Source organism: Bacillus sp. PSXD-155 (assembly GCF_049310765.1).
Lineage (GTDB): Bacteria > Bacillota > Bacilli > Bacillales > Bacillaceae_G > Bacillus_A > Bacillus_A cereus.
This window is the reverse complement of sequence record NZ_JBMOWC010000037.1, coordinates 19064-36928: the sequence shown is the minus strand read 5'-3', so window position 1 is coordinate 36928 and position 17865 is coordinate 19064. Positions and strand designations below refer to the sequence as shown.

Sequence of the window (17865 nt, the reverse complement as noted above, 5' to 3'; positions counted from 1 at the left end):
AAGATGTTCTGAATTTTTAGATATAAGGTAGAGTGGAGGAAGAAAGATGATTCAATTTCCTATGGAAGCTGCTGAACAATTTTTTAGATCCTATAGTATTGGTAGGTTTACAGTTAGTGAAGATGAAGGGAAATTAATTTTTAGTACAAACTTAAATGGTCATTCTAATTTATGGGCGATGGATTTACCCAATTTATCCCCTTATCCATTAACATATTGTAATCAATCAAGCAATTTTATTAAAACGGATTCTTTAAATCGATTTATTTTAGCTGGATTTGATAAAGATGGGGATGAAAATTATCATATTTATGCATTAAAACCAGAGGGTGGTGGATTGCTTGAATTGATTCCAGCAGGAGAGACAGAAAAGGATTACTTTGTGCATTTAACAGAGGATGGGGAACGATTATACTATGTCACAAGTAAAGATAACCCAATGTTCTTAAACTCTCGTTGTTATAATATACGCACAAAAGAAGATACGCTGTTGTTAACTGGTGTGGAGACACCTACATATGTAGAGGCAGTAAGTCCGAATGAATCAAGTTACATTGTTTTAAAGTCATATAGTAATACGTATAATGTAGGATATGTAAAAAAGGGAGAAGAACTTATTTGTTTAGTACCTTCCAGTGAGAAAGAACATACTGTAGGCTCTATTTCTTATATTGATGAAAATACAGTGATTTTCGTTACAAATTATGAAGAAGAGTTTTCCTATGTAGCTTCTTTTGATTTAAATAAACAGGAATTCAAACCAATCTGTAAAATAGAGAAGGAAGATATATCCGATATAAAATGGCATGCTGAAACAAAAAATGGCTACATTGTTTCGTCGAAAGGTGTTACAGATAGGTTATATAAATTTGTATGGGATAAAAAAGAGTTAATTCTATTGAATTCTCCGGTAGATACGATAAGTCAAATTGAAATTACAAAATCGGAACATTTATATTTACTAGGTGAAAGTGCGACGAAAACAGCAAACATCTATTACAAGAAGAATAGAGATACAGAATGGGCAGCATTAACAAAAAACTATGTTATTGGTCTATCTGAATCTTCTTTTGTTGAACCGGATGTTATAACATATGCCTCTTTTGATGGATTAAACATAGAAGCATTATTATTCCGGTCGAAAGGAGAAGTACAAAACGGATATACAATATTTTGGCCTCATGGTGGTCCACAAAGTGCTGAGACGAAAGATTTCAGAGCATTATTTCAATATTTATTAAGGCAGGGATATAATATTTTTGCGCCAAACTTTAGAGGTAGTACAAGATATGGTTCAACGTTTACAAAAATGATTGAAGGTGATTGGGGAGAAGCACCGCGTTTAGATTGTGTAGCAGGGATCGAATGGTTATTTGAACAGGGGATATCAACTCCTGATAAATTATTTGTTATGGGCGGTAGTTATGGAGGATATATGACCTTATTGCTTCACGGGCGTCATTCAGAGTATTTCCGTGCAGCCATTGACATTTTTGGACCTAGCAATTTATTTAGTTTTATCGAATCTATGCCTGAAAATTGGAAACCGCTTGCAGTTAATTTAATAGGTGATATTAATAATGATAAAGATAAGCTTATACAAGATTCACCAATTACTTACTTAAATCAAATGAATAAACCACTCCTTATCATCCAAGGGGCAAATGATCCACGAGTTGTAAAGGAAGAATCGGATCAAATTTTTCACGCGTTGCAAGAACAAGGAGTAGATGTAGAATACCTAGTATTAGACGATGAAGGGCATGGATTTTCAAAAAAAGAAAATGAAATATATGTATATCGTCGCATAACAGAATTTTTAGCAAAGCATAAGTAAAAGAAATGGCATTTTACGGGGTATAATCATATCGCTATCAGGCTAAAAATGCAGAGAAATGACAATGAAATTATTGAATAAATAAGAATGAAACAACTTAATCGTTACGTAACAAAAACGCTATTCTTTCCCTATAATCATAGGAAAGGATAGCGTTTTTGTTGTGAACTTATTGATTTTGTATGAACTGGAATTGTTGTCTAAAGAGTTACAACAGATTTTTTTATAAATTGAAAGACAAGGAGACGAACTTGGATGGAGTATTGGAAGCACACAATAAATATATTGAGGAGTACATGTTTGAAAACATTAAATCAATGGAAAATGAAATATTTTGTTGGAATGTCTGAGCTGCGGACCAATTCTATCACTTTAATTAACTAAAAGAAGAATTTCCCCATCCCGATTAGACTACTAATCATTCCTATTCCACTCATGGTGCCTTTTCCTGCTGTAAATAAGTTTCCAAGCATTCCTAGCTGACCGTTACCTCCGTTATTTCCCCATCCCATTGGGGCCCACGGACTACCCCATCCTGGAGGGTTTCCAAAAACACCCGAGTTATTGGTATTGATATGAAAAGGCTTGGCTGGCGGAGATAATAAAGCGGCAAGCTGACCTTGTGCGAACATCCCTGCATGATTGAATGGTTGGGCCCAGGGGAAGGGAGGTTTTTGAAAATTAAAACCTGCATGGCCTGGTAATGGAGTCCAATTGGCAGGATGACCTTGTGGCATTATCCCTGCATAATTGATTGGCTGCTGCCCCCAAGAGAAGGGAGGGGGTTGGGGATTGAATCCCGTATAATTGGCTGATGAATCCCAACTAACTGGATAGACTCGATAACTCCAATTCTCAGGAATCTTCAAATCATTCATTACCTCAGATTTAGTTATTTCGGGCTGTGAATATAATGAAATTTGGTTAGTATATTGTTCCCCGTTTCCCTTTGGATTCAAATACCAATATTGGTCCATACGCTTATTCTCCTCACTTTAAAAATGTAATGTTAGACTTAGCCTATGTAATATTCCTTTTTATGGATGGTTACATAACTAGATCTACAAGCCTGTATTTAAAGGAATGGGTGTGTGGACTTGTTGATTTAAAGTTTCACTTTATTTTAGAAGGGTATTTTCAGTTGCTTCTTTTATATATTTTAGCCTAATTTAAATTCCGTTAACAAACGTTTTTATAAAGGTTTCATCAACAAAAAGATTTTAAAATGGTATGTTGAGCAAGTGGAATTGCTAAAAAGAGAATATCCATTCGAAGAGTTTGGCAAAATACTGCAAGGGTAATGTTTTCTTGTGCAAATATGTAAACGATTTAAATGAATTAATGAAATTTATAATGAAGGGGCAATTAAATATATGAGTGAAACATTACATAAAAGAAAACCACCATATTTAATGCTTGTAATTCTTTTTATTGGGGCATTTGTTTCATTTCTAAATAACTCGCTTTTAAATGTAGCCTTGCCATCAATAATGAAAGATTTAGACATTCAAGATTATTCAACGATCCAGTGGCTTTCTACAGGGTATATGCTTGTAAGTGGTATATTAATTCCGGCATCAGCATTTTTAATAACGCGTTTCTCGAATAGAAGCCTATTTATTACATCTATGTTGATTTTTATTCTTGGTACTGCCTTAGCGGCTGTAGCGCCGAATTTTGGTTTATTACTTACTGGTCGGATGGTTCAAGCGGCAGGCTCTTCAGTTATGGGGCCTTTGTTAATGAATATTATGCTAGTAAGCTTTCCAAGAGAAAAAAGGGGAACAGCAATGGGGATTTTTGGACTAGTTATGATTACAGCTCCAGCAATTGGACCGACACTATCAGGTTATATTGTAGAGTATTATGACTGGCGTTTGCTTTTTGAAATGATTTTACCGTTAGCAATCATTAGCTTACTGTTAGGGATTTGGAAATCTGAGAATGTCATGAAACAAAACAAAAATGCAAAACTTGATTATCTCTCATTACTATTATCTTCTGTCGGTTTTGGCGGTTTGTTATATGGATTCAGTTCTGCGAGCTCCGATGGTTGGACAAATAAAGTTGTTTTAACAACCTTAATCATAGGCGCTATTGCCCTAATTGCTTTCATTATTCGTCAATTAAAAATGAATGAGCCGTTATTGGATTTACGTGTTTACAAGTACCCAATGTTTGCACTTGCGTCTGTAATTGCAATTGTTAATGCAGTGGCCATGTTTTCGGGTATGATTTTAACCCCAGCTTATGTACAAAACGTCCGGGGTATTTCACCGCTGAGCTCTGGGCTGATGATGCTTCCAGGTGCGGTAATAATGGGGATTATGTCACCAATTACAGGTAAACTATTTGATAAATATGGTCCTCGTATTCTTGGTATAGTAGGACTTTCCATTACAGCCGTTTCAACTTATATGCTAGCAAACCTGCAACTCGACTCTAGTCACACACATATTATTCTTATTTACACACTGCGGATGTTTGGGATGGCGATGGTGATGATGCCACTTATGACAAATGGTCTTAATCAATTACCAACTCGTTTAAATCCGCACGGTACAGCTGTTAATAATACAGCTCAACAAGTGTCCGGTTCGATTGGTACGGCTATTCTTGTTACGATTATGAATTCTGTAACAAAAACAAAAGTTGAAAGTTTAATGTCTGATATAGATCCAACAACCTTCACAGAAACTACGAAGGCAATAGTAACTCAAAAGGCTTTATTATCTGGAATTCAGTATTCATTCTATGTAGCGCTTGGCATGAATGTTGTTGCACTACTATTAGTTTTTTTCGTTAAACGTGTAGATACAAGTGCAGAGGCTGTCGAGAAGTTAAATCGGTAGAGAAGAATAAAACGTTAGATAATGATTCCTACAAGTTGTTTGCTGCTAAGGCGCCGGTATTTAAAGCTGGAAAAGAACTGAAAGAAGCAGTGAAATAATTATGTGGTGAAAGAGGACCTGATATTCATATCAGGTCCTCTTTCATTAGTAACACGGTATACTTGCTTATCGTATTGGTTTAACTAAACTACTGATTTTTCGAATACTACAATCTTAAGCTCGTCAACTTCTCTATTTTTGGGTGTTTTAGAAGAAAATGAATCAAAATAATCATTTTTATAAACAAATACAAGAGATGAGATCTGTTTGCAATTTCTCATAAACATTACAAGTTTAGATTATCTTTTAACACCAACATTAAAAGGCTCCAATTATATTTATTCGCTTCATTTTAATTTAGTATTTTTCTACAAGTTATAAATCTAATTGCCAAGCTTATACGTAATATCATAATCATGAATAGTTAGGGAAAAGATAAAATAAGGTAATCAATTACATATCTTTATTTCATGCTTTTTTGAAAGGGTGTTTTAAATGGAAAAAAAAGTATCTGCCATTCCTCAGCCGAAAACATATGGACCGCTGGGTAATCTCCCATTAATCGATAAAGATAAACCGACCCTATCCTTTATCAAGATAGCGGAAGAGTATGGTCCCATTTTTCAAATTCAAACTTTAAGTGATACCATCATTGTCGTTTCTGGACATGAATTGGTAGCAGAAGTCTGTGACGAAACGCGGTTCGATAAAAGTATAGAGGGTGCTTTAGCAAAAGTTCGTGCCTTTGCTGGGGACGGATTATTTACTAGCGAGACTCACGAGCCTAACTGGAAAAAAGCTCATAATATTTTGATGCCTACATTTAGCCAACGGGCAATGAAAGATTACCATGCCATGATGGTCGATCTTGCTGTACAACTCGTTCAAAAATGGGCACGGCTTAATCCGAATGAAAACGTAGATGTTCCGGAGGATATGACTCGCCTTACGTTAGATACAATTGGTCTATGTGGTTTTAATTACCGATTTAATAGCTTTTATCGTGAGACCCCTCATCCTTTTATTACTAGCATGAGCCGTGCTCTAGATGAGGCGATGCACCAATTGCAGCGGTTAGATATAGAAGACAAACTTATGTGGAGAACGAAACGTCAATTTCAGCATGATATTCAATCCATGTTTTCTTTAGTAGATAATATTATTGCTGAACGTAAAAGTAGTGGAAATCAGGAAGAAAATGATTTACTTTCCCGTATGTTAAATGTGCCAGATCCGGAAACTGGTGAAAAATTAGATGATGAAAATATTCGTTTCCAAATTATTACCTTTTTAATAGCTGGACATGAGACAACAAGTGGATTGTTATCTTTTGCAATTTACTTTTTATTAAAGAATCCGGATAAGTTGAAAAAAGCCTATGAAGAAGTAGACCGTGTTTTGACAGATCCTACTCCAACATACCAACAAGTTATGAAACTAAAGTATATACGGATGATTTTAAATGAATCGCTACGTCTATGGCCTACCGCTCCAGCATTCAGTCTCTATGCAAAAGAAGATACAGTGATTGGCGGGAAATACCCAATTAAGAAAGGAGAAGATCGTATTTCTGTTCTTATTCCACAGCTACATAGGGATAAAGATGCATGGGGAGACAATGTGGAAGAATTCCAACCTGAACGATTTGAAGAGCTGGATAAGGTTCCTCATCATGCTTATAAGCCATTTGGAAATGGCCAGAGAGCATGTATCGGTATGCAATTTGCACTTCATGAAGCCACTCTTGTAATGGGAATGCTTCTTCAACATTTTGAATTAATCGATTATCAAAACTATCAGCTGGACGTAAAACAAACATTAACGCTAAAGCCCGGTGATTTTAAGATTAGGATTCTACCCCGAAAACAAACTATTAGTCATCCTACTGTTCTTGCACCTACAGAGGACAAGCTGAAAAACGATGAAATTAAGCAACACGTCCAGAAGACACCTTCTATTATTGGGGCCGATAATCTTTCACTTCTTGTTCTGTATGGCTCGGATACAGGTGTAGCAGAAGGGATTGCAAGAGAATTAGCAGATACAGCTAGTTTAGAAGGAGTTCAAACGGAAGTGGTAGCTCTTAACGATCGAATTGGAAGTTTGCCAAAAGAAGGAGCGGTACTTATTGTGACTTCTTCTTATAATGGAAAACCGCCAAGTAATGCAGGGCAGTTTGTGCAATGGTTGGAGGAACTAAAACCAGATGAGCTAAAAGGGGTTCAATACGCAGTTTTTGGTTGTGGAGATCATAATTGGGCTAGTACCTATCAACGGATTCCAAGATACATTGATGAGCAGATGGCTCAAAAAGGAGCAACAAGGTTTTCTAAACGCGGAGAAGCGGATGCAAGTGGTGATTTTGAGGAACAGCTTGAGCAATGGAAACAAAGCATGTGGTCTGATGCGATGAAGGCATTTGGATTGGAACTCAACAAAAATATGGAAAAAGAGCGCAGTACTTTGAGTCTGCAATTTGTCAGTCGTCTTGGAGGATCTCCTCTTGCACGAACATATGAAGCAGTTTATGCATCTATACTAGAAAATCGTGAACTCCAATCATCCAGCAGCGATAGAAGTACACGACATATCGAGGTATCCTTGCCAGAAGGCGCTACATATCAAGAAGGAGACCACCTTGGAGTGCTGCCAATTAATAGCGAGAAGAATGTTAATCGAATTTTAAAACGCTTTGGATTAAACGGAAAGGATCAAGTCATACTGAGTGCAAGTGGACGGAGTATAAATCACATACCTTTAGACAGTCCTGTTAGTTTATTGGACCTTCTTAGTTATAGTGTCGAAGTTCAAGAAGCAGCCACTCGTGCACAAATACGAGAAATGGTAACATTCACAGCATGTCCTCCTCATAAAAAAGAATTGGAAGCATTATTAGAAGAAGGAGTTTACCATGAACAAATACTAAAGAAACGGATTTCAATGTTGGACCTTCTTGAAAAGTATGAGGCTTGTGAAATCCGATTTGAACGTTTTTTAGAACTTCTTCCTGCGCTCAAACCGCGTTACTATTCTATTTCAAGCTCTCCACTCGTTGCACAGAATCGTCTGAGCATTACGGTCGGTGTTGTTAATGCGCCTGCATGGAGTGGGGAAGGGACATATGAAGGAGTCGCTTCTAATTACTTAGCTCAGCGTCATAATAAAGATGAGATTATCTGTTTCATTCGAACGCCACAATCAAACTTTGAATTACCTAAAGATCCAGAAACACCAATTATTATGGTTGGGCCAGGTACTGGAATTGCACCATTCCGTGGATTCTTGCAAGCGCGTCGTGTTCAAAAGCAAAGAGGTATTAATTTAGGACAAGCGCATCTATATTTTGGTTGTCGTCATCCTGAAAAAGATTATCTCTATCGTACAGAACTAGAAAATGATGAAAGAGATGGATTAATCTCTTTACACACAGCTTTTTCTCGTCTAGAGGGACATCCAAAAACATATGTACAGCATTTAATAAAACAAGATAGAATCAATTTAATTTCGTTATTAGATAATGGAGCACATCTTTATATATGTGGTGATGGAAGTAAAATGGCTCCGGATGTAGAAGATACCCTTTGTCAAGCATATCAAGAAATTCATGAAGTCAGTGAACAAGAAGCAAGAAATTGGTTGGATCGTGTGCAAGATGAAGGGCGATATGGAAAAGATGTTTGGGCTGGTATATGAATGTTTCTTAATTAGTTACGTATTAACTAATGAATTTCTTTCGAATAAATTTCACTTTATTAGTATAGTGTATTTAGATGAATAGTGATTAACCGGACTATTTAGTATCTACTAAATAAAAAACAGGACCTGATATTCATCTATCAGGTCCTGTTTCACATAGACGTTATACATGGATATTTTCCACACATTATCAATGTTTGTAATGTAGTTAGTCTTGTGGGTCAGCAATAAAATCAGATATTATTTTTTCGATATCGAAAGGAGTAATCCCTTTATCCAAAGAAAAAATGCTTTCTGCTTCTTCGATTTCTTGAACGAGTTCACCTCTAGCTTCAATATGTAATCGGAACAAGTCATATAAATTCGGTTTAACTAAATTAGTTAAAGCCTTTCCAACTAGTATCATACCTTTTTGATTAGCCTCGATGGTATTATCATATGTTAGATCTCTTGTAAGAGACAAATCTGTCCAAATCAATTTTCGTTCCTTTAAGTCTAAAATAACTGGAATAGAGATTTGGGTGTCGGCAGTAATATCCACTTTATCTTGAACAGTAGAAGGTTCAAATATTTCACCTGAACCAGGATATTGACGAACCATCCAACCAGTAAAGCATTCTGGTAAATCTTTATATGGTTGATCTGTGTAAGAAAGCAAAGTCATGACTACATAGCGTCCACCATATTTCAGCACAGACGGAATATCGAAATCAATGAATTCAGATGCCCCCTTTGGTGCAGAAGTAATATCTCCGCTATGGTAGGCTTTGAAATTTTTTGAACGTAAGTTCGTGAAGGAGACATGTTCTTTGTATTGCCAATCTTCGTCGTACATTGCAGCAGACAAATCAATGTCAACGCGTCCTGTATGTTGTCCATCCACATAGCCTTCTTTCCACCATAGGAAAAAACGAATCGTATCTCCTTCTGGCAAATCTACTTTACTCCCTCGAGATAATGTGCGAAGCGATTTGCTGGCTGAACGTTGAGAGAAGGGAACTAAGTGATTTTTTAACTGTTCATCCAAAAATACTTTTCCGAGACTTGGAAGTTCTGCGAAGCGATTTTTTAAAGTATCTTCACACATTTTTACAATCATTAAACAAATATCCTCTGAGATAAATGGAAGTGTATTTTCAATACCTATAGCTTTTGCTACATTTCCCTTTGGAAAAAAGGTACGAAATTCATTTTTATCATTTCGATGCTTAAAATGAGCCGTGAGTTGAAGTAATACAGGAGTAGAAACGTTTCCTATTATACTTAGAAAATCTTCGAGAATATTGAAAACATCTGTTGACTTATTACTACATAAACGGATTAAATGATCCAAACGTCTGGCAAATTCCCCTGGGCGAGTTTTTAAAAGATTTTTCGCTGTCATGATATCACGATTCAACAAAGCTGCTTCTATTTTTCCATTAAATGTTTCAACTTTAATGTTGTTGCGAAGCATCTCAAATGCTCGGTGGGTTTTTGGGAAACGAGTATGATATTCTGCTGGATGAAGAATTTCACCTAAACGAATCCAACGTTTTTTGTATCGAATCATATCTTCGGTAATGTTTCCACATTGCTCTAACAATCCTAAAAGGAAGCGTCTTTCGGCTCGGTTAAACTTCTTGAATCGAACGGAGGATGCTAAACTCACATCACCTTCAGATAAAGCAACTGCAAGGCGAAGAACATCAGTTGCTGTTTTAAAATACTTTGCAGCAGCATCGGCTGATATTTTTCTGTTTATTAATAAAACCCCGATTATAAAAGACATATTTTCCTTATGAGGAATTACATTAGGTAGAAAACAGGAAACATCTTCAGTGTGTGTAATAGCCCATTCTACATCTGTCTTATCAGTTGAGGAAATAGAGCTGTTTGCACTAATCAATTGAGAAATCATTTGATTGAAATCTTCTTCACTTCCTAAGTCAATCACTTTCAAATCAACGCTATCTAAAAGAGGAAGTCGTTCTTCTACTTTTGATATAGGTAGGCACAACGTCACATAGTGAATAACGGCATTGATGTATAAATCAGCGTCACTTAAATCCATCATTTGTTGCGGAAAGTTTGGATACATAGGAGTAAACTGAATATGTGCACCAACCATTTCTTTTAAATGTTTTACCAACTCTTTGTAAAAAGATGTGAATGCATCAACCGAAAGTGTTTGCAACTCTTCTATTAAAGGCTCGGAAAAAGTAAATCCTAAACTTTCCAAGTTTTTTAAAACAGTGGCTAAATAAATGTTCGGTAGTTTATTTTCTTCTCTTTTTATAATTACTTTCAAACTTCTTCTTATGTAAATAGAATTTTTCATGAGAACGCCAGCTATTCACTCCTTATAAAAGAGGGGGAATAGTCCGACTGTCCTCCTTTCAGTGGTAGATTTTTATTTTTACATGCATAAACACACTAATTGTAGAGAAATGCACTGAGGGTATAAAGCTATTTTTTAGTGAAAAATTAGGGGTATAACATTTAGTTGTTAAGTGGTAATTTGTTAATTAAGAAAAGAAAACCTCTACATCAATGGTTGATAAACTAAAGTTTATTCAAACCTAAAGAAGAAAGAGGTTTTATAGTCTAATTATTTTCATAGGAAATTGACAACTCTAAAACAATTTGAAATTTCTACAAAGAAGGAAGAATTGTCATAGCCTATGTGTTTAGCAGGAAAGTAACATCCCTATTTCGCCAAAGAAGTTAGAAGGAAGGAACGTCATAGCCTGCTTTATTAGTATATTCTCATGCGAAGAGCAATTCAAGTATACAGTCTGATTTTTTATATTTTTCTTAAAGGGGAATTTTCATGTTTATCCCGCATTGACGGGTAGCCCGATTGGTGAGGGGGATTAAAGTTTCACTTTATAAATAGGGAGACCATCACATGCCCTTTTTATAATACTATTACGGGAGGATTTTTATTTTTGATATATTATACCATTTATTTAATGGTATAATATGATATTAGTTCTATGGTTAGGGGTGAATTAGTTAACCTTGATACAGATTCAGAGAAAAATATATATTGGAATTATCCAGATACCAATCCATATATTGAATGGGTAAATAAGAATATTGTTAGAATTGGAGATCAAACTTTAGATGTTTCGCAGAAAGAAAACTATGATTGGCGTGATGATGATAAGCACGTTAAAGAAATGCCTAAACAGTTTAGTAGATAAAACAAGAAAATTTAAATTTATTTAATCTTATTCGTTTAACTATAGATAGGATTATATGAGTGAAAAATTCCATTTAGATCTTCTAAATGGAATTTTTTAGGTTTCTAGATACGACTACTGATAAAAATGGAACAAACTTGTTACTTAGGTTGTCTATTAATTATACGCATAAAACAGGGGTTCATGATAGTTCGCTCATTTTATCCCGCTATTTGCCCGTAAAAGCCCGATTGGTGAGGGCTTCTTGCATTTCACTTTATGAAAAGTGAAATGCAAGAAGAGTGATATCCGATACACTCTTTAATTGTATCGATATGTATAATACCTAGAAAAACTATATATTCTTGAAAGAGGTTGAAAATGTATGATAGTCTTAAACAAGTTTTTTAACATTTTACATTACAAAAAGATGGTACCTGTAGTATTTCTTTCATGTGCAACGCTTATAGGCTGTTCCGATGGTAATACTCAATCTGAATTACCTAAACAAACGAAACAAACAAATCAAACCAAACAAGAAACTAACGGTAATGATTCTTTTGCTAAACTTGAAAAAGAATTTGATGCTAAACTCGGTATTTATGCATTGGACACTGATACGAATCAAACCGTTACGTATCAATCAGATAAACGGTTTGCATACGCATCTACCCACAAAGCTTTAGCTGTGGGAGTACTTTTACAAAAGAAATCAATAGAAGATCTAAATCAAAGAGTTTTGTATACTCGTGAAGATCTTGTTAATTACAATCCAATTACAGAAAAGTATGTTGATAGGGGTATGACTCTGAAAGAGCTTGCAGATGCTTCCCTTCGATATAGTGATAATACTGCACAAAATCTTATTCTTAAACAATTAGGTGGACCTAGTGAATTCAAAAAATCACTGAGAGAAATAGGAGATACCGTTACAAATCCTGAACGTTTTGAACCAGAGTTAAACGAAGTACATCCAGGAGACGTACATGATACTAGTACCCCAAAGGCATTAGCTACTAGTCTTCAGGCTTTTACGCTAGGAGATGTACTTTCAACTGAGAAACGGGATTTATTAATAGATTGGATGAAAAGGAATACTACGGGAGACAACTTAATTCGTGCTGGAGTTCCAGGAGGATGGGAAGTAGCTGATAAGACGGGATCGGGATCTTATGGAACCAGAAATGATATCGCAATTATTTGGCCACCAAATAAAAAGCCAATTGTTCTTGCGATACTTTCTAATCATGATAAAGAGGATGCTAAATACGATGATAAGCTTATTGCAGAAGCAACCAAAATAGCGCTGGGTGTCTTAAAAGCTAAAAATAAATAATAATAGTATTAGTTATTGAAATTTTCTTGTTTTTTCGTCACAATACTGTGACGATCTTTTTATGTATTTTACAAAAAATCGTCTTAAGTAAAGAAAAAAGATAGAAACCATCTCTATTAAGTTTATTAACTAACAACAAATATATGCTTTATTGAATACTTATTGCATTTAATGTGGAGGAATAAAATGGAGTCAAAAATTCTTATTGTTGATGATGATAAAGAGATTAGAAATCTTATCTCGGTATATCTGGAAAATGAAGGCCTAAAAACTCAAAAGGCAGAAGATGCTATACAAGCTTTACAACTGTTAGAAGAAAAGGAATTTGATTTGATTATTTTAGATATTATGATGCCGAATATGGATGGCATTGAAGCATGTATGAAAATTAGGGAAGATCGCAATATGCCTATCATTATGCTATCTGCAAAATCTGAGGATATAGACAAAATTCAGGGCCTAGCCTCTGGTGCAGACGATTATTTATCAAAACCGTTTAACCCACTAGAATTAATTGCTAGGGTAAAATCCCAATTAAGAAGGTTTAAAAAATACAATACGTCCATAGAACATAATAAAAGCATTCTAGAAATTGGTGACTTAACCGTGAATACAGATACTCGTCAAGTATGGGTAAGGGGAAAAGAAACAAGGTTAACTCCAAAAGAGTTTGCTATTCTCGAACTACTCGCCCGCAACAAAGGGATTGTCCTGAGTGTAGCAAAAATATATGAAGCAGTTTGGAAAGAGGTTTTTTATAAATCAGATAATACCGTCATGGTGCATATTACAAAAATAAGAGACAAAATTGAAGAAGATTCTAAACATCCCATTTATATTAAAACTGTTTGGGGAATTGGGTATAAAATATGAAGAATGTTAGTTTCAGAAATAAGATTATTATAAAACTTCTTGGTGCTGTTGCAATTAGTTTTTTTATTTCATTTGGTTTAACAATCCTCATTGTGCAATACGTCATAGATCCATTTTTTATAAAACACGAAGATTTTGGCATATTTGAAGTGAGACTCGCAATGTTGTTCTTATTTACGTTCGCAATCTTAAACTTTATAGTAATCTTTTTGCTATTGGTTCGAAAGAAAATAGTATATTTGAAGCTCATTTCGGAAAATGTGAATGATATTGCAAATGGAAAACTGGGTTTAACAATTGGGATTAAGGGGAAGGACGAATTGACCCAACTTGCTCAAAATATCAACTATATGTCCAAGGAATTGGAGAATACATTTGAACAAGAAAGACAATTAGAACGTACAAAAAATGAACTTATCACCAATGTATCTCATGATTTACGCACACCTTTAACATCTATTATTGGCTATATAGATTTATTAAAAAGAGGGCAATACAACAGTAACATACAATTACAGGAATACCTTGAAACCACGTATTCAAAGTCACAGAGACTGAAATATTTAATTGATGAGCTGTTTGAGTATACTCGTTTATCAGGTATAGATGCTAAGTTAAACCTTAATGAAGTTGATTTATCAGGTTTGTTGGAACAAATAGTTGGAGAATACATACCTATATTTGAAAAGAAAAGTTTAATCGTTCAAAGATCTATCGCGGAAGAAACAATACCTATCTTCATAGATGTAGAAAAAATGGTACGTGTATATGAAAATCTCTTTATGAATGCGATAAAGTACAGCATGAAACCATCCGAATTATCTATATGTCTTGAACTAATAGGTAACAAGGCAATTTTGAAAGTATCAAATAAAGTCGAGAGACCGCCTGTTAGCGATCCAAATAAATTGTTTGAAAGGTTTTTCAGAGGGGACAAGGCAAGAAAAGATGACCAGGGAAATGGACTGGGACTTGCTATCGCAAAAAGAATTGTTGAACTTCATCATGGTAATATACATGCAGAATATAAAGATGGTTGGATGTCTTTTATTGTTGAACATTCAATCAAATAGACTGGCTTATGGAATTACAGATTCCATAAGCTTTTTTTTAAAACTTAAGAATTCTTAAGGATTTTACGGGGTGTTTCCTAATTTTCATAGTTTATCATGGATGTATTCAAAGTGATGAGGTGAGCAAAGAAGATAAAAGAAAAGATTTCATTGTAGCTTTAGGGTGAATGCAACGTGTCTATTTTGTTAGTAGTAAACAAACATAGTAGCTTATTGTAATGAAATAAAAAAGTAGGAGGATATAAATGATAAAACCAGTTGTAGATGTAAAAAACATTCAAAAATTGTACGGTAAAAAAGGTGAGAATCAATCACACGCATTAAAAGGTGTATCATTCTCAATTCAAGAGGGAGAGTTTGTTGGTATTATGGGGCCTTCTGGTTCTGGTAAAACAACATTATTAAATGTAATTTCAACGTTAGATAAAGCGACAGGTGGCGTTGTTGAAATTGCAGGAACGGATATTACGAGGATGAAGCAGGGTGAACTTTCTGATTTTCGTTCACAAAAGTTAGGATTCATTTTCCAAGACTTTAACTTATTGGAGAATTTATCTATCTATGAAAATATCGCACTCCCACTTTCACTTCAAGGTGTTTCATCTCGTAATATTGGAAAGAAAGTAGAAAAAGTAGCTGATATGTTAGGCATTACAGCTATACTTCAAAAATATCCTTCTGAAGTATCTGGTGGACAAAAGCAACGTTCCGCAGCAGCACGTGCGTTAGTTCATGAACCAGCAATTATTTTGGGAGACGAGCCGACTGGATCCCTAGATTCTAAAAATGCAACGAGTTTACTTAATGCCATGACAAGCTTAAATAAAGAGCAAGGTGTATCCATTATGATGGTTACGCATGATCCTTACAGCGCAAGTTACTGTCAACGTATTTTATTCATTCAAGATGGTGAGTTATATAAAGAAATTCATCGCGGTAGTACCCGTGAAGAATTCTATAAAGAAATTTTAGATGTGCTTGCAAACTTAGGCACACAAAAAGCGTAAGGAAGGAAGTTTAATCATGTTATTTAAGCTCTCTATGTCAGGCCTAAAAAGTAAGTTGCAAGATTACATTGTTTTACTTGTTGGTCTTATTGTCTCTATTTCAACTTTTTATATGTTTCAAACGCTAGCATCCAATAAAACGTTCCTTGAATCTAACTCTTCTATTAGGGATATTATGGCTGTCTTTAAAATTGGTTCCGTTTTGTTAGCGATTATCACATTTTTCTATATTTTATATGCAAACTCTTTCTTATCAGCTCTTCGTCAAAAAGAATTTGGTATGTATATGATGTTAGGAGCAAAAAAGCATAAAGTTACATTACTTATGTTTATCGAAACAATCATATTAGGTGCCACCTCTCTTTTGATTGGAATTACAATTGGTGTAGGACTTGCAGAAGGTATCGGTCAGCTATTAATGAAACAACTCGAGTTTGCTGGCGAAGGTTATAAAGCATTTTATCTGCCATCTATAGCTATTACTTGCATCTTTTTCTTTGCACTCTTTGTATTATCTGCAATTATGAATAGTATTAAATTATCTCGCATTTCTGTACTGCAACTTGTACATGCTGATGAACAAACAGAACGTGTTGCCATAAAAGGAAAAATGACAGTTGTAGTTGCATTCCTTGGTATTCTTTTATTGGGTATTGGTTATGCATCACTTATTTATATATCATATGCAAATTCGCTAATTGTTTTGGGATTAATGGCCGTTGGATTAATCTCAGCAACTGTTGGTACTTACCTTATATTTGGATCACTTCTTCCAGTTATGATTAACAAGCTAAAGAGTAATAAAAAACGTAGTGAAAAAGGCCTTAATGCTTTTACTTTTGCACAATTAAATTTCCGCATTAATAGTCTAACAAATGTGCTTGCAACAGTAGCAATTTTAGTGGCTCTTGGTGCTGGTGGAATTGCTTGTGGTATGGCATTTAAAAACAACATCCTAAAAATTACAGATCAAATACAAATTTACGATTCAGTTATTCATAATCCAACAGCGGAAGAAAAGACAATTTTGGGTAGTATCTTATTTCAAGAAAAACTTGAATATCATTACAAAGTTGATGATAGATATGTTTATTATCTTAAAGAAGATGTAGAGAAAAATCGCCCTTTCTTGCAAGGTATGAAAATAGAGAAAGTTTCAGAGGAAATACCAATTGGTGCGTTTTCAATGAAACGGGCTGAAGGAGAGACAGACACAAAACAATGGATTCAGGCTTTCAGAACAATCCAGCCAAATTATTTATATCCTGATTATGAAATGAAAATTGTAGATTATAAAATATACAATCGATTGAAGGGGAAAGAAAGTATTGTGTTTATGGGGAAAACAGATGATTTTGGATCATACATAAAAGAATGGAAAAAACTTGATGAATTACAGATAGCAAAATATAAAAATGTGAAAGCGGAAGAATTGGGTAGTAAGTATCAAACATATATTATGAGTCATGATTTTGCCAGCGGACTAATGTTTATGGGTTTCTTCGTTGGAATTGCATTTTTAGCAATGATGGCAAGCTGCTTAATGTTTAAAGTTCTGTCGGGAGCATCAAAAGATGTAACACGTTATCAAATGCTTCATAAAATTGGTGTTCGCCGAGAGTTATTAACAAAATCAATTTATAAAGAGTTATTCTTCATATTCTTATTCCCAGCAATTGTAGGGATTACTCATATATTAGTTGGTATGAACATGTTTAGCCCTCTTGTAATCGATCCGTACTCTCGCATTTGGTTACCACTTGTTATTTTTGTAGTAATTTACTCGATGTATTACTGGATTACTGTTCGATTATTTAAAGGAATTGTACTCCCTAAAAAAGATTAATGTAATGATGTTGTTTATCCCGCATTAACAGGCAGCACGATTGGTGAGGGCTCATAATCAGTGGGGGATGAACAAACCCCACTGATTAAAGTTTCACTTTATCTTTTACTGTACCTTGTAATTACATTTTACCTTGCTG

The 17865-nt window shown here is 34.8% G+C and carries 10 protein-coding genes and 1 pseudogene; 9 read left to right on the top strand and 2 right to left on the bottom strand.

Annotated elements, in window-relative coordinates; translation table 11 throughout:
* The first annotated feature begins 46 nt into the window (after positions 1-46).
* Positions 47-1837 (top strand): S9 family peptidase, encoded by a 1791-nt coding sequence (locus ACO6VI_RS25650; protein WP_063547924.1) that lies wholly within the window; start codon positions 47-49, stop codon positions 1835-1837.
* Between the two features lie 380 nt (positions 1838-2217).
* Here the strand turns inward: ACO6VI_RS25650 and ACO6VI_RS25645 are convergent, their stop codons facing one another.
* Positions 2218-2814, bottom strand: coding sequence for a hypothetical protein (locus ACO6VI_RS25645; RefSeq protein ID WP_063547922.1), 597 nt, complete (start codon positions 2812-2814; stop codon positions 2218-2220).
* A 396-nt stretch (positions 2815-3210) separates the two neighbouring features.
* Here ACO6VI_RS25645 and ACO6VI_RS25640 point away from each other — a divergent pair, with 396 nt between their 5' ends.
* Together ACO6VI_RS25640 and cypD are read left to right on the top strand one after the other, a co-directional pair.
* Positions 3211-4689, top strand: a complete 1479-nt coding sequence (locus ACO6VI_RS25640) for a DHA2 family efflux MFS transporter permease subunit (RefSeq protein WP_023522461.1) — start codon at positions 3211-3213, stop codon at positions 4687-4689.
* Positions 4690-5223: 534 nt separating this feature from the next.
* Positions 5224-8421, top strand: a complete 3198-nt coding sequence (gene cypD / locus ACO6VI_RS25635; RefSeq protein WP_063547920.1) for a bifunctional P-450/NADPH--P450 reductase — start codon at positions 5224-5226, stop codon at positions 8419-8421.
* 211 nt (positions 8422-8632) lie between these two features.
* On the opposite strand, the gene ACO6VI_RS25630 is transcribed toward cypD, so the two are convergent.
* Positions 8633-10744: a TerD family protein gene (locus ACO6VI_RS25630; protein ID WP_063547918.1), complete on the bottom strand. Its 2112-nt coding sequence runs from the start codon at positions 10742-10744 to the stop codon at positions 8633-8635.
* 661 nt (positions 10745-11405) lie between these two features.
* On the opposite strand from ACO6VI_RS25630, the pseudogene ACO6VI_RS25625 reads away from it, so the two are divergent.
* The 6 genes and pseudogenes from ACO6VI_RS25625 to ACO6VI_RS25600 form a co-directional block, all read left to right on the top strand.
* Positions 11406-11612, top strand: a pseudogene (locus ACO6VI_RS25625) (DUF5412 family protein); the annotation flags it as partial.
* 364 nt (positions 11613-11976) lie between these two features.
* A complete protein-coding gene (bla, locus tag ACO6VI_RS25620; protein ID WP_088020614.1) occupies positions 11977-12927 on the top strand; it encodes a class A beta-lactamase in 951 nt (316 codons plus the stop codon).
* A gap of 186 nt (positions 12928-13113) precedes the next feature.
* The gene (locus ACO6VI_RS25615) at positions 13114-13800 is read left to right on the top strand and encodes a response regulator transcription factor (protein ID WP_016081007.1); all 687 of its coding nucleotides are present in this window, start codon (positions 13114-13116) and stop codon (positions 13798-13800) included.
* Positions 13797-14873, top strand: a complete 1077-nt coding sequence (locus ACO6VI_RS25610) for a HAMP domain-containing sensor histidine kinase (protein WP_063547914.1) — start codon at positions 13797-13799, stop codon at positions 14871-14873. Before ACO6VI_RS25615 ends, ACO6VI_RS25610 begins: the two co-directional genes overlap by 4 nt.
* Before the next feature lie 245 nt (positions 14874-15118).
* Positions 15119-15880 carry an ABC transporter ATP-binding protein gene (locus ACO6VI_RS25605; protein WP_153593060.1) on the top strand — a complete coding sequence of 254 codons (762 nt, stop codon included), beginning with the start codon at positions 15119-15121 and terminating at the stop codon, positions 15878-15880.
* A 16-nt stretch (positions 15881-15896) separates the two neighbouring features.
* The gene (locus tag ACO6VI_RS25600) at positions 15897-17726 is read left to right on the top strand and encodes an FtsX-like permease family protein (protein ID WP_422424400.1); all 1830 of its coding nucleotides are present in this window, start codon (positions 15897-15899) and stop codon (positions 17724-17726) included.
* The last annotated feature ends 139 nt before the right edge of the window (positions 17727-17865 follow it).